General features: G+C 69.1%; 12 protein-coding genes. 6 read left to right on the forward strand and 6 right to left on the reverse strand.

Translation table 11 applies throughout. The annotated features are described in order from the left end of the window. Positions 1–92: 92 nt before the first annotated feature. A complete protein-coding gene (locus ACPT94_RS16320; RefSeq protein ID WP_360340632.1) occupies positions 93–467 on the reverse strand; it encodes a nuclear transport factor 2 family protein in 375 nt (124 codons plus the stop codon). 271 nt (positions 468–738) lie between these two features. Between ACPT94_RS16320 and ACPT94_RS16325 the strand changes: the two genes are divergently transcribed. From ACPT94_RS16325 to ACPT94_RS16340, 4 genes are all read left to right on the forward strand, one after another. Beyond that, positions 739–3,138 carry an Orn/Lys/Arg family decarboxylase gene (locus ACPT94_RS16325; protein WP_425246141.1) on the forward strand — a complete coding sequence of 800 codons (2,400 nt, stop codon included), beginning with the start codon at positions 739–741 and terminating at the stop codon, positions 3,136–3,138. Positions 3,139–3,319: 181 nt separating this feature from the next. Beyond that, positions 3,320–3,445 carry a hypothetical protein gene (locus ACPT94_RS16330; RefSeq protein ID WP_360340626.1) on the forward strand — a complete coding sequence of 42 codons (126 nt, stop codon included), beginning with the start codon at positions 3,320–3,322 and terminating at the stop codon, positions 3,443–3,445. Positions 3,446–3,664: 219 nt separating this feature from the next. Beyond that, positions 3,665–4,213 carry a TMEM175 family protein gene (locus tag ACPT94_RS16335; protein WP_425246142.1) on the forward strand — a complete coding sequence of 183 codons (549 nt, stop codon included), beginning with the start codon at positions 3,665–3,667 and terminating at the stop codon, positions 4,211–4,213. A 127-nt stretch (positions 4,214–4,340) separates the two neighbouring features. Continuing rightward, positions 4,341–5,744: an alpha/beta hydrolase family protein gene (locus ACPT94_RS16340; RefSeq protein WP_425246143.1), complete on the forward strand. Its 1,404-nt coding sequence runs from the start codon at positions 4,341–4,343 to the stop codon at positions 5,742–5,744. Between the two features lie 147 nt (positions 5,745–5,891). On the opposite strand, the gene ACPT94_RS16345 is transcribed toward ACPT94_RS16340, so the two are convergent. The 4 genes from ACPT94_RS16345 to ACPT94_RS16360 form a co-directional block, all read right to left on the reverse strand. Then, positions 5,892–6,044 carry a hypothetical protein gene (locus tag ACPT94_RS16345; protein WP_360340617.1) on the reverse strand — a complete coding sequence of 51 codons (153 nt, stop codon included), beginning with the start codon at positions 6,042–6,044 and terminating at the stop codon, positions 5,892–5,894. Positions 6,045–6,135: 91 nt separating this feature from the next. Continuing rightward, the gene (gene glpK / locus ACPT94_RS16350; RefSeq protein ID WP_360340615.1) at positions 6,136–7,650 is read right to left on the reverse strand and encodes a glycerol kinase GlpK; all 1,515 of its coding nucleotides are present in this window, start codon (positions 7,648–7,650) and stop codon (positions 6,136–6,138) included. Between the two features lie 11 nt (positions 7,651–7,661). Beyond that, positions 7,662–7,784: a hypothetical protein gene (locus ACPT94_RS16355; protein ID WP_360340612.1), complete on the reverse strand. Its 123-nt coding sequence runs from the start codon at positions 7,782–7,784 to the stop codon at positions 7,662–7,664. 471 nt (positions 7,785–8,255) lie between these two features. Beyond that, positions 8,256–8,444, reverse strand: a complete 189-nt coding sequence (locus ACPT94_RS16360; protein WP_360340609.1) for a hypothetical protein — start codon at positions 8,442–8,444, stop codon at positions 8,256–8,258. Between the two features lie 180 nt (positions 8,445–8,624). On the opposite strand from ACPT94_RS16360, the gene ACPT94_RS16365 reads away from it, so the two are divergent. After that, positions 8,625–9,764, forward strand: coding sequence for a glutathione-independent formaldehyde dehydrogenase (locus ACPT94_RS16365; RefSeq protein ID WP_360340606.1), 1,140 nt, complete (start codon positions 8,625–8,627; stop codon positions 9,762–9,764). Positions 9,765–10,223: 459 nt separating this feature from the next. On the opposite strand, the gene ACPT94_RS16375 is transcribed toward ACPT94_RS16365, so the two are convergent. Then, positions 10,224–10,625: a hypothetical protein gene (locus tag ACPT94_RS16375; RefSeq protein ID WP_360340600.1), complete on the reverse strand. Its 402-nt coding sequence runs from the start codon at positions 10,623–10,625 to the stop codon at positions 10,224–10,226. A gap of 1,042 nt (positions 10,626–11,667) precedes the next feature. Here ACPT94_RS16375 and ACPT94_RS16380 point away from each other — a divergent pair. Then, positions 11,668–13,146 (forward strand): sugar transferase, encoded by a 1,479-nt coding sequence (locus ACPT94_RS16380; RefSeq protein ID WP_360340597.1) that lies wholly within the window; start codon positions 11,668–11,670, stop codon positions 13,144–13,146. Positions 13,147–13,172: the final 26 nt, after the last annotated feature.

The following is a 13,172-nucleotide window of genomic DNA, read 5'->3' on the forward strand; positions in this document are numbered from 1 at the left end:
GTAGGAGCCCCGGCTTTCGTCTCCCCGCCGCGCGCGTACACCGCATCCGTCTGCACGCCCACGGGCACGTGCACAGAAGGGCCCTGCGGACTCTAGGGGCAGGGCTTGATGTCTCCCGCGAAAACGATGATCTGATCGATGAGGTTTCGCCTCAGGTGGACGACGTCCGTTCCCGCCAGACGCGGGCCTCCGTCCGGCATCGTGAAAACCCACTGGTACCGCGCCCACTCGTCGGGCATGTCCACTCCCGAACAGCGGACCATCGTGCCCGCCCCCGCCGGGTGGCGCCGAATGTCCAGCACGAACCGCTCCACTGCCTCAATCCCCTCACTGCGCCCCAACGGCCCCCAGAGGGTGACGTCCGGGGCCAGCGCCTGGGACAGCAGGGACGTCACATAGCTGTCCTCTGAGGCGTTGAACGCGGAGATGAACGTGTCGATCGCCGACTGTGCGGTTTCTTCCTGCATGCACCAGTCATACCAGTCACTTCACGGGTCATGGTCATCCGTCGACTCGCCCAAGGCGTGAGCGTCAGCGTGTCGGTCAGCCCTGGGCTGCAGAGAAGGTGCTGGTCTCCGAGACCGGTCGGCCGGCGGCCGGCGCTGACCGGTTCCCCAGGTCAAGGGCGGGTGCGGCACGTTCCGTCGTCGGGGTGGTTTATCGCTGTAGACGTCCGTCGTCCCGGTGTGCCGTTCGGACACTGGCCTGGGCGGCACACGCCGCCGGGGAGGGGACACCATGGCCGACAGCAGGATTCTGGTCGCGGTACGCGAGCATCCGCAGGACGAGGGCGCCGGCACCGAGCAGCTGGTGAAGATCCGTGAGGCGATCGAGTCCGAGGGGTTCGGGACCCGCTGGGCGGTCAACGCGGCCGACGCCGAGGCGGTGCTGCGCACCGAGGCCGGTCTGGCCGCCGCGTTGGTGGCCTGGGACCTTCCGCCCGGTTCCGGGGCGGACAGCGAGCCGGGCGGTGCGGCGGTTCTGCGCCGGATCGGCCGCCGCTTCCAGGACCTGCCGGTGTTCCTGGTCATGGCGGACGAGGACATGCAGAACCTGCCGCTGTGGGTGTCGGAGTCGGTGGTGGGCTACGTCTGGCCGCTGGAGGACACGCCGGCGTTCATCGCGGGCCGGATCACCACCGCGGCCCGCGGGTACCGGGAATCCGTCCTGCCGCCGTTCTTCCGCGCGCTGCGCCGCTTCGACGACGCGCACGAGTACTCCTGGCACACCCCCGCCCACTCCGGCGGTGTCGCCTTCCTCAAGTCGCCCGTGGGCCAGGCGTTCCACGACTACTTCGGGGAGCGGTTGATGCGCAGCGACCTGTCGATCTCGGTCGGGGAACTCGGGTCGCTGTTCGAGCACACCGGCCCGATCGGCGAGGCGGAGCGCAACGCCGCCCGGGTCTTCGGCTCCGACCTCACCTACTTCGTCCTGCACGGCGACTCCACCTGCAACCGCCTGGTCGGCCACTTCAGCGTCACGCGCGACGAGATCGCGCTGGTGGACCGCAACTGCCACAAGTCGGTCCTGCACGGCCTGGTCGTCTCCGGCGCCCGGCCGGTGTACCTGATCCCCACCCGCAACGGCTACGGCCTCGCCGGGCCGCTGCCCCCGGACGAGATCGAGGCGGATGCGGTGGCGGCAAGGATCGCCGCGAACCCGCTGGCCCAGGATGCCCTCCCGACCGGAGCCCAATACGCCGTCTTCACCAACTCCACTTACGACGGTCTGTGTTACGACGCCTTGGCGACGGCCCGGGCGTTCGCCTCCAGCACGCCCCGGCTGCACTTCGACGAAGCGTGGTTCGCCTACGCCCGCTTCCACCCCCTCTACGCCGGCCGCTACGGCATGTCGGTGGGCCCGGACACCTTCCCCGGCCCCGAACGCCCCACCGTCTTCGCGACCCAGTCCACCCACAAACTGCTGGCCGCGCTGTCGCAGAGCGCCATGGTGCACGTCCGGCCGGCTCCCCGGGCCCCGGTCGAACACGACCGGTTCAACGAGGCGCTGATGATGCACGGCACCACATCCCCACTGTATCCGATGATCGCCTCGCTGGACGTGGCCACCGCCATGATGGACGGGCCGCAGGGCCACTGGCTGGTCGACGAGGCGGTGACCGAGGCGATCCGGTTCCGTCAGGAGATGGTGCGCATCCGACGGCGCATCGAGGCCGCCGGCGACCGGCCGCCCTGGTTCTTCGGGGTGTGGCAGCCCGAGACGGTGACCGAACCGGAAAGCGGCGCACGCCTGCCCTTCGACGAGGCCTCGGTCGACCTGCTGCGCACCGAGCCCTCCTGCTGGCACCTCGAGCCGGGCGCGGACTGGCACGGCTTCTCCGGGCTGACCGACGGCTACTGCATGCTGGATCCGATCAAGGTCACCCTGACCTGTCCGGGAATGACCGCCACCGGCGACATGGGCGACTGGGGCGTCCCGGCCCGCGTGCTCACCGCCTACCTGGGCACCCGTGGCATCGTCGTGGAGAAGACGGACAGCTACACCACGCTGGTGCTGTTCTCCATGGGCATCACCAAGGGCAAGTGGGGCACACTGCTGGACGCCCTGATGGACTTCAAGGCCCTCTACGACGGTGACGCCCCGCTCGACCGAGTCCTGCCCGCCCTGGTCGCCGAATACCCGAGGCGCTACTCCGGCCGGACTCTGCGCGAACTGTGCCAGGAGATGCACGACCATCTGCGCTCGGTCCGCCTGGTGGAGCTGCTGGACACCGCCTTCCAGCAACTGCCGGAGCCGGTCGCCCCGCCCCAATTCTGCTACCAGCGCCTGATCCGCGGCGGCACCGAGCGGGTGCGGCTGGCCGAGGCCCCCGGCCGGGTGGCGGCCGCCATGGTCACGGTCACCCCGCCCGGCATCCCCGTGCTCATGCCCGGCGAGAGCGTCGGCGACAAGGACGGGCCTCTGTTGCGCTACCTCACCGCGCTGGAGTCCTTCGACCGCCGTTTCCCCGGCTTCCGCAGCGAGACCCACGGAGTGACCCTCGACCCCGACACCGGCGACTATCTGATCGAGTGTCTGCGCCCGGAGACCGACGAGGACCCGAGTGACTCAGGCGCTCGCCGCCTCTCCGCTCCGCCCCAGCGACGCGCCCAGGAGGAGGCCCGACCGCCTCACTGAGACACCGCGGTGGCGCGGGTCGGCAACCCGGGACCAGGGGTTCGCCGGGGCCGGGCTCGGGCGTGGGCGGGTTTCTGCGCCAGGGGCCCGGCGGTAGCGCAGCCCTGGTGATCGGGGAATACCTCTCGCCATTGGCGTCGCGGCGGGCGCCGTGCCTCGTCGAGCCGGTCTTTCTGGGTGCGTGTTCTCACCCTCCCGCGACGACCTGACCGAGCAGATCTACTCGCTCAAACGTGAGGTGGTGGAGTTCCGCGACGCCACGGGCCGCTGGTCCCGGTCATGCAGCCCTCACCACGGCGAGGGATGACTGGCCGCGACAGGTCGTGCCGTACTTCCGTGACGTCAGTCGATGACCCGGGCGCGACGTTCGTAGCAGCGTGCAACCGGGCGATCTCCCGCACCACGAGCCGTCCCGCTGTCGTCCGGCCGCGAGGTGCCGTGTTAACAAGAGTTGATGGATCGCAGCCCTCCCGCCGCCACACTGGACGTTCGCCGGAAGGAAGACGATTACGTCTCCGTCAGCCGAATGTTCGCCCTGACCGACGGCGTGGCGGCCATCGCCCTCACGCTGCTCGTCCTGGAGATCAAGCTGCCCTCGGGCCTGCGGGGCGCCGCGCTCGACCACGCGCTCGACGAGACCTGGGCCGAGCTGGGTGCCTTGGCGCTCAGCGCCGCCGTCATCGCTCTTTTCTGGAGGGTCCACCACACCGCCATGCGTGGCGTCGTCCAAGTCGACACCGGCCTGTTCTGGCTCAACGTGACCTTCCTGGCGCTGCTGTCGCTGATCCCGTTTCCCACCTCCGCCCTTCAGGACTACGGGGACCAGCCGCTCGGTCCGGCGCTGTACGGAGGGGTCGTCGGTGTCACGGCTTTGGTCCTGTACGCCATCGCCCTGCGCGTCCGGCTCCGCGCCGGCGAACGGCCGGGCACTGTTCCATTGCCCTCTCAGGCGTTGGTGTTCCTGGCCTCCGTGGGCATCGCCCAGCTTTCACCGATGGCCGCCATGTACTCATGGGCCGCTGTGGTGCCGCTGTCCGTGCTCGCGGACCGCCTGGCCCGCCGGCGGGGAGGCTGATGCCGTTCCCTCCGACCGCACCCACCTGGTTGCCGGCGGAACGGGAGCCAGAGGCGTCGGGCTGTTCGGGGCAATGGCGGGCGTCGTGCGGCGAAGCGAGAAGAGCCCGGTCATACATTGGGTCGCCATGAGACACGTTCCGACTGATCAGCTCCTCGGCCCAGGACGGCGCAGCGCCCTGTCCGGGATCGTCGGCGTGGCGGGGGCCACCCTGCTGGCCGCGGGCTGCACCACCACGGAGGCCTCCTCCGCGCAGGCCCCGTCCCCGGGCACGGCTTCCGCCTCCGCAGGCGGGCCCACGCCCGGAGTGATGACGCTCTTCCGCAACCCGGACTTCAATTTCAGCGGGCTGCTGGCGCTCGGCGGGTCCGATCAGGGCAGCGCTGATGTGGGCGAGGTGCTCACCGCCGTCAACGCGATCAACAAGGCAGGTCTGTCGGCACAGACGTACGTCGAGACCTTCAGGAAGCTCGGCGACCAGCTGATGAAGGCACCCACGGGCGGCCGTCCCGACCGGGAGACCACGCGATTCCGGGCACTGAGGGCATCGCAGTACTACGCCCAGGCGCTCTTCTTCGTCCTCGGCTCCCGCGACCCGGGCAGCGAGGAGGAGCTGTACAAGGCCTGCCGCGGCGCATGGGACACGTTCTGCAAGCTGTGCGACCCGGCACCGGTGACGGCGAAGGTCCCGTACGCGAAGACCTCGGTGCCCGTATGGCTCTTCCGCCCGGACGCCTCAGGACGCCGCCGCCCCACCGTGATCCTCACCAACGGCAGCGACGGACAGAACGTCGACATGTGGACGTACGGTGTCTCCGCCGCGCTGGACCGGGGCTGGAACGCCCTGGTCTACGAGGGGCCCGGCCAAGGGCAGATGATCTTCGTGAACCAGGTGGTGTTCAGCCCCCGCTGGGAGACCGTGGTCGCGCCGCTCGTCGACTGGCTGACCGCCCGTTCCGACGTGGACGCCGACAGAATCGCTCTCACCGGGCTGAGCATGGGGGGCGACCTGGCTCCCCGGGCCGCGGCCTTCGAACAGCGGATCGCGGCACTGGTGGCGATGCCCGGCTGCCTGGACCCGTGGCTCGCCTTCGGGGAACTTCGGAAGATTCTCACCCCGAACAAGGAGGAGACCAACGACATCTGGAACAAGGAAGTCGTGCCACAACTGTCTCCTGCCGAGGCCGCGACGGTGAAGAAGCGCTTCGAGCCCTTCTCCGTGCCGGCGATGCTCGCCGCCCGCCAGGGGAGGATGTTCACCGATTTCTACACCCCGGCCACGCTCATCGCGTCGATGAACATCACGAACGTCGTGGGCCGTATCAAGGCGCCCACCCTGGTCCTCGACTACGACTTCGAGCAGTTCTACCCCGGCCAGCCACGCCAGATGTTCGACAAGCTGACGGCCCCCAAGGAATACGTGAAGCTCACCGCGGCGACCGGCGCGCAGTTGCACTGCTCACCGATGGCTCCCAGGCAGCACTGCGAGGTCGTCTTCGACTGGCTGCAGGAGACACTCCAGGGCGGCTGACCTCGCTGCCACCTGGCCAGGCCGCACACGCCCGTGGGCCCTGGCCAGGCCGTACTCGCCCGGGGCCGGGCGGGCGTTCGGCATCGGGGTGATGGCCACGCTCACGACCGCGGACCCGCGTTTCACCTGGTACGCGACGACCCCGGTTCAGTTCCGCGGCCGCCGGCGCAGCCTGGCGAACAGCCGCTTGGCCTCAGCCCTCGTCCTCGGGTCGGACGCCATCCGCCTGCCCTCGGCCACCAGACGGCGTGCCTCCGGGCTGCGCCCGAACGCCCTGAGCCGATTCATCAGACTCGCCATGCTTGTTCTCCTCGCCAAGACTCCGCACGAACCGATATGCCCGTCTCCTACCCCTTGACGTAGCGGAACAGGCATGTGGTCGCCGTCCCGGCTATTCGACCTCGACCCAGTCGAGGCTGCGTTCCACGGCCTTCTTCCACCCGGCGTAGCCCTTCTCCCGCTCCTCCTCGCTCCACTGCGGCTCCCACCGCTGCGACTCGTGCCAGTGCGAGCGGAGCTCGTCGGTGTTCTCCCAGAAGCCGGTGGCGAGCCCCGCCGCGTAGGCGGCGCCGAGCGCGGTGGTCTCGGCCACGACCGGGCGGCTGACCGGTACGCCGAGGATGTCGGCCTGGATCTGCATGCACAGGTCGTTGGCGGTGACGCCGCCGTCCACCCGCAGCACGTCGAGTGCGACGCCCGAGTCCCGCTCCATCGCTTCGGCCACGTCGCGGCTCTGGTAGCAGATGGCTTCCAGGGTCGCCCTGGCCAGGTGCGCGTTGGTGTGGAAGCGAGCGAGGCCGACGATCGCGCCCCGGGCATCGGAGCGCCAGTACGGAGCGAACAGGCCGGAGAAAGCCGGTACGAAGTAGATGCCGCCGCTGTCCTCCACCTGCCGGGCCAGTCCCTCCACCTCGGGAGAGGAGCTGATGATGCGCATCTGGTCGCGGAGCCACTGGACGGCGGAGCCGGTGACAGCGATGGATCCCTCCAGCGCGTACACGGCGGGAGCGTCCCCGAACTGGTACGCCACCGTGGTCAGCAGGCCGCTGCTGGACCGGACGATCTCCGTGCCCGTGTTGAGGACCAGGAAGTTGCCGGTGCCGTAGGTGTTCTTGGCCTCGCCCGGGCGGAAGCAGACCTGGCCGACCGTGGCCGCCTGCTGGTCCCCGAGGACGCCGGTGATGGGTACGGCGGTGCGCAGCGGACGGGTCGTACGGGTGGTCCCGAAAGCCTCCGGGTGCGAGGAGGGGTTGATGGCCGGGAGCATGGCGCGCGGGATGCCGAAGACGTCGAGCAGTTCGTCGTCCCAGTCGAGGGTCTCCAGGTTCATCAGCATGGTACGGCTGGCGTTGGTGACGTCCGTGGCGTGGATGCCGCCGTTCGGACCGCCGGTGAGGTTCCACAGGACCCAGGCGTCGGTGTTGCCGAACACGGCCCGGCCCCTCTCGGCGGCCTCACGGACACCGTCGACGTTCTCCAGGATCCACTTGATCTTGCCGCCGGAGAAGTACGTCGCCGGCGGCAGACCCGTCTTGCGCCGGATGAGGTCCCCGTGCTCCCGCTCCAGCGCCGCGGCTATGGAGTCGGTGCGGGTGTCCTGCCAGACGATCGCGTTGTAGTACGGCTCACCGGTTTCGGGGTCCCAGATGACCGTGGTCTCCCGCTGATTGGTGATCCCGATGGCCGCGAGGTCGGCGGCGGACAGGTCGCCCTGGCGGACGGCGTTCTGCATCGTGGAGTTCGTACGTTCCCAGATCTCCACGGGATCGTGCTCGACCCAGCCGGAGCGGGGGAAGATCTGCTCGTGTTCGAGCTGGTGACGTGCGACCTCGTTGCCGTCGTGGTCGAAGATCATGAAGCGGGTGCTGGTGGTGCCTTGGTCCACCGCCCCAACGAATTCGGGCATGGTCGTCCCTCTCACTCGTCCGGCGCGGGCACCCGGCCGGGCTCCTGCTCGGCGACCGGCAGGAAGCGGCTGATCAACAGGCGGTAGGGCAACGCGTCGACCGGACCTCCGATCAGCGGGCCGACGGTCGGCATCCAGAGGTGGAGGTCGCCGTGCTGATCACACCGAGCGCCTCCGCAGCCCGTGCGGAACGCCGCCACCGGGGACCGAGGCACGGACCGGGTCGAGCGCGTGACCGGCGTCGGTACCCCAGGCAACGGCGCGGGCTTCCGATCAGCCTGTTCGGGGCCCTCCGTGACGAGATCATCGACACGACCCTGCTGGTGCTGCTGATCTTCGCGGTCACCGAGACCGCGGGGTTGACGTGGGCGCCGCTGAGCCGCGCTGCCACGTGGACGCCCTGGACACAGGTACCGGCATGTTCTGCACCTCCCGCACAGCCGGTCGGGCCGGCTGTGACCGCCTCCGGCCATCGTGCGCGACGCGGGCGCGAGCGGCATCCGCAGGCGGGCCAACCGGGTGCCCCGGCACCCTGCACCCGGAGGCGGAGAGGCAGGAAGAGGACGGTGCGGAGAGGAAGGAAGAGGAGGGGAAGGAACGGCTGGTCAGGCCTCGGGGGCGTCCTCGGTACGGCCCTCGGCGAACTCCCACCAGGCAAGGGGGAGCCAGTCTCCGTCGACGAAACCATCGACGGCCGACCCCCGGCCGCTGATCGACACGGTGGTCCCGGGCGGGTAGGTGGTGCCGGACAGTCCGGACACGGGGACGAGCAGGGTTCCGAGGCGTCGTATCACTTTTTGCTTTCTCTCTTCCGAGGGCTTACTCAGTGGCTGCCGTCTGCGACTAACACAAAATCACCGTTTGCATGACGACAGTAGCCAACTTGTCTCAAGACACATAGCGGATGGAGCATGAAATAGAGCACGAAAGCACGAGGGCACGAAAGCGGCACTACCGCTTGGAGGTGCGTAAGCATGAAGGCCGTCGTCTACAAGGGACCGTTCGAGGTCGCGGTCGAGCAAGTGGAGGCCCCCGGTCTCCAGCACCCGAACGACGTGATCGTCCGCGTGACGTCCACCGCGATCTGCGGTTCCGACCTGCACATGTACGAGGGCCGCACCGCGGCCGAGCCGGGCATAGTCTTCGGCCACGAGAACCTGGGAATCATCGAGGAGACCGGCGACGGCGTCTCCTCGCTCAAGCCGGGCGACCGGGTGGTCATGCCCTTCAACGTCGCCTGCGGATTCTGCAAGAACTGCACGGCCGGCTTCACGGGCTTCTGTGTGACCGTGAACCCCGGATTCGCCGGCGGTGCGTACGGCTACGTCGCGATGGGGCCGTTCAGCGGAGGCCAGGCCGAATACGTACGAGTACCGTACGCCGACTTCAACTGCCTGAAGCTCCCGGAGGGCGACGCCAACGAGAACGACTTCGTCCTGCTCGCCGATATCTTCCCGACGGGCTACCACGGCAACGAACTGGCCGACGTCCGTCCGGGCGAGAGCGTCGCGGTGTACGGCGGCGGCCCGGTCGGCCTGATGGCCGCCTACTCCGCCATGCTGCGCGGCGCCCGGAAGGTGTTCGTCGTCGACCGGGTGGCCGAGCGGCTGCAGAAGGCCGAGGAGATCGGCGCGATCCCGGTCAACTTCGCCGACGGCAGTCCGGTGGAGCAGATCAAGGAACAGACGGAGGGAGAAGGCACCGACAAGGGCATCGACGCGGTGGGCTACCAGGCCCAGGCCCACGGCGAGGACCGCGAGGAGCCGGCGACCGTTCTGAACTCGCTCGTCGAGACGGTACGGCCGACCGGAGCGCTCGGCATTCCGGGCCTGTACGTCCCCTCCGACCCCGGCGGGCCGAACGAGCAAGCCAAGCAAGGCATGCTGCTGGTGGCCATCGGCAGGCTCTTCGAGAAGGGACTGCGCCTGGGCACCGGCCAGTGCAACGTCAAGCGCTACAACCGGCAGCTCCGTGACATGATCGTCGAGGGGCGCGCACGGCCCAGCTTCGTCGTCTCGCACGAACTCTCGATCGACGAGGCGCCTACGGCGTACGAGAAGTTCGACAAGCGCGTCGAGGGCTACACCAAAGTCGTCCTGCACCCCAACCGGTGACCTCGCCCCGGGACACCCGGGCCGCACGACACCGTCGACGCGGAGGCGGCCGACGGTGAGGAGGTGGTCGACGGTCAGCCGGACACCAGCGCCCCTGATGACGGGCGGCAGCCCTCATCAGGGACCGTGGCTCGGCCCCGGCGCCGAACCGTCGTCCCCGCCGGCCGCACTCCGCGGCCGGCGCGGGACCCGGGTTCCCCCGCCGGGGCCCCCGCGCTTCCTCCCGCCCCTTGCACCACTGACGCCGCACTGGCCGTCTGCACACCCACCGGGCTGCCACAGACCGGGCACGCCGCGACCGCGCGCCAGGTGGAGCCCTCGGCCGAGGGCTCACCAGCACCCACACCAGCAGTGGCGACCTGGTGTCCTGGCGGTGGCCGGCCACTGACCCGAACGACGTGGCGTTCCGGACGCCACACGTGGTTTCAGACGGTGTCTCGATCGGCGCTCGTGCCGTGCCTACAACTCACACCACTCGCCCAGTTCGCCGGGCGCTCCTGTCTGGATGAAGTGGCGCACGAGAGCCCATGCGCGGTCGACGGTCAGGGCGAAGTCGCCGTTGAACGCAGCCAGGTCATCCATGACCAGGACGTCGATCACGGCATCCGCTGTGGCGGAGCCGTCTCCGACGAGCAAGGACGACCTCTCAGCGTCCTCGAACAGATGGAGGACTCCTAGATCACCTTGAAAGCCAAGAGTCAGCTGGGGAAACTCACCGCCTGGCAGTCGGACTTCAAGGTACCCCTGGCCACGGGAGCGCAGTTCGTTGAAGTGATCCACCAGCTCCCCAACGTCCGAGCACCTCTCAAGTGCGGAGAACCGCCCGGACTCCAGTGCCGTCGCCGCCCACCTCACGCTCATCCCCGCACCTCCGCTATCCGGCCATCCCATGGGACTCCAAGAATGTCCGGATCGGAGAAGCGCCGGTAGCAGATCAGGGCACTGGCCAAGTCGGCGAAGGCCAGGAAACGCTCGGCCTTGCGCTCGAGCGGCGGTGTAGCCGGCGGCACCTGTCCAGCCAGGGCATCGTCCGCTGCTGAGGCGGTGCGCGGGGTGTTGCGCCTTCCTCACGCAGGCGGCCGTTCTCAGCGGTGATGCCTGGAGCGGGAGACAGTCCGGATCACCGGCCATGCCGGACGAGACGAGACACGCGCGAAACCGCAGCCCAGACCCAAGTTCGGTCCCTGTTCTCAAGCCTTCCAGCCAGGTCTCCGAGTCGATGAGCGTTCCACCCGCCTCGGGCGACCACCGCGGCACGCCGTAGTGCACGAACAGTGGGGAGTTGTTGCCGAACCGGACGCCGGGGGAGGCCGGTTGCAGCTCGGCGATCACCAGCGCGTGGAAGCCGCGCCCGGGGGCCGGGTGAGCTGCTGGTGCCGCGCGGTGGCGTGAAGGCAGCGGTAGGTGGTGACCGATCTGTGGATCAAGGCTCAAAGCTTGAACACAAATTACACACATCCCCTCTTCAAAACTGGCCCCGATGGTCTAGATTGACCGTGCTTCAGCTGATCGGACACGAGGCGACCAATAATGATCAATAGGTCCGGCGCTATGGAAAGCCAGCAGTCGCGTCCCCGGCGCCGGGCGTGGGGATGATCAATTCTTGGAGCCCGAGAGGGGGCCTTGGGTGCGGGGAGCACCCGAGGTTTCGACAAGTTCCCGCGCACCTGGAGAGGTTGGCAGGACAAGCGAGTCTGCTGCCGCCGGGGTGGGCTGTTCAAGTAACTCTGCAATAGCCGGTATGTCATGCGCGGGAGGCGGGGGCCTCCCGCGGGGAGGAGCAGCGCGGCGCGGGGGGCGGGGGCCTCCCGAGGGGAGGAACAGTGCGGGAGGCGGGGGCCTCCCGGGGGGAGGAACAGTGCTGGGCGAACACGTCGAACCACTGGGGAACCTGGGGGGTTCTGTGCAGCAAGGGGGCATGGTCAGCCCGTTTCCGTCGACGCGCGGACGTCCGGAGAACGGGGCCATCATCCGGCCCGCGACCGACTGGGAGCAGCGGTACCGCCGTACCGTGATCACCAGCGATACCGTGGCCACCGCCTTCGTGGTAGCGGCGATCGGCAACTTCTTCGGGGCCCGGGACGCGGCCAACTGGCATGAGAAGTGGGGAATTCTCGCGTTCGGCACCGAGCTGCTGGTGCTGGGGGCGCTTGCGGTGGGCCGGGCGTGGGCTCCGGCCGTGCTCGGCCAGGGGGCCGAGGAATTCCGCCGGCTCGGACGCTCAGTGTTCGCGGCGACCGTCGTACTGGCACTCGGCGGGATCGCCCTCACTTCGCGCAACATCAAGCTCTGGATCTTCGTCGCGATCCCCGCGATCGCGCTCGTCACCATGACCGCGCGGTATCTGCTGCGCCTCTCGCTGCACAGACAGCGGAAGGAAGGGCGGTGCCTGAGACCGGTGCTCGCCGCCGGGAGCCCGGCCACCGTGCGCGACCTGATCACCCGAACCCGCAAGTTCCCGCACCTCGGCTGGCGGGTGGATGCGGTGTGCACGACGGACGGTCCCGGGCTCTACGGTGACCGACTGGACGGAGTGCCGGTCGTCGGCCGGCTGGCGGACGTCGCCTACCACGTCCGCCGCGGCGGCTACCGTGTCGTCGCGGTCACCCCGGACCCGCACTGGTCACCGGACCGGCTGCAGCGGCTGGCCTGGAACCTCGAAGGCAGCGACGCCGAGATGGTCGTGGCCCCCGTGCTGATGGAGGTGGCCGGCCCGCGGTTGCACGTCGACGCCGTGCTCGGGATCCCGCTGCTGCGGGTCAGCATGCCGACCTTCACCGGGGGCCGCCGGGCGGTCAAAGGGGTCGTAGACCGAGTAGGCGCAACGTTTCTGCTGATGTTGTTCGCGCCGCTGATGGTGTTCGTCGCGCTGCTCGTGCTGGTGGACAGCCGGGGTGGGGCGTTCTACCGCCAGCGCAGGGTCGGCAAGGACGGCCGCGAGTTCACCATCCTCAAGTTCCGCACCATGGTCGCCGGGGCGCACGGGGCACGTGCCGAGCTGGCCGACCGCAACGAGGGCGCAGGCCTGCTGTTCAAGCTCCGCCGGGACCCGCGCGTGACCCGGGTGGGAGCCGTGCTGCGCCGGTACTCGATCGACGAGCTCCCGCAGCTTTTCAACGTGCTCACCGGATCGATGTCGCTCGTCGGTCCGCGGCCTCCGTTGCCGGAGGAGTCCGCCGCGTACGGCCCGGACATCAAGCGTCGGCTGCTGGTCAAGCCCGGACTCACCGGCTTGTGGCAGATCAGCGGACGCAGCGACCTGTCGTGGGAGGAAGCGGTCCGGCTGGACCTGCGGTACGTGGAGGACTGGTCGCTCGCCCTGGACACAGTGATCTTGTGGAAGACGCTGCGAGCGGTGCTCCATGGCCAGGGGGCCTACTGATGCGCGGGTGCGGTCGTCCGGCCGAC

This window comes from Streptomyces aurantiaciflavus (assembly GCF_049808595.1).
GTDB lineage: Bacteria > Actinomycetota > Actinomycetes > Streptomycetales > Streptomycetaceae > Streptomyces.

Excerpts from the sequence above, each read along its gene's own strand:
- ACPT94_RS16320 (WP_360340632.1), bottom strand. The coding sequence starts at position 467 with ATGCAGGAAGAAACCGCACAGTCGGCGATCGACACGTTCATCTCCGCG.
- ACPT94_RS16325 (WP_425246141.1), top strand. The coding sequence starts at position 739 with ATGGCCGACAGCAGGATTCTGGTCGCGGTACGCGAGCATCCGCAGGAC.
- ACPT94_RS16335 (WP_425246142.1), top strand. The coding sequence starts at position 3,665 with ATGTTCGCCCTGACCGACGGCGTGGCGGCCATCGCCCTCACGCTGCTC.
- ACPT94_RS16340 (WP_425246143.1), top strand. The coding sequence starts at position 4,341 with ATGAGACACGTTCCGACTGATCAGCTCCTCGGCCCAGGACGGCGCAGC.
- ACPT94_RS16345 (WP_360340617.1), bottom strand. The coding sequence starts at position 6,044 with ATGGCGAGTCTGATGAATCGGCTCAGGGCGTTCGGGCGCAGCCCGGAG.
- glpK (WP_360340615.1), bottom strand. The coding sequence starts at position 7,650 with ATGCCCGAATTCGTTGGGGCGGTGGACCAAGGCACCACCAGCACCCGC.
- ACPT94_RS16355 (WP_360340612.1), bottom strand. The coding sequence starts at position 7,784 with ATGCCGACCGTCGGCCCGCTGATCGGAGGTCCGGTCGACGCGTTGCCC.
- ACPT94_RS16365 (WP_360340606.1), top strand. The coding sequence starts at position 8,625 with ATGAAGGCCGTCGTCTACAAGGGACCGTTCGAGGTCGCGGTCGAGCAA.
- ACPT94_RS16375 (WP_360340600.1), bottom strand. The coding sequence starts at position 10,625 with ATGAGCGTGAGGTGGGCGGCGACGGCACTGGAGTCCGGGCGGTTCTCC.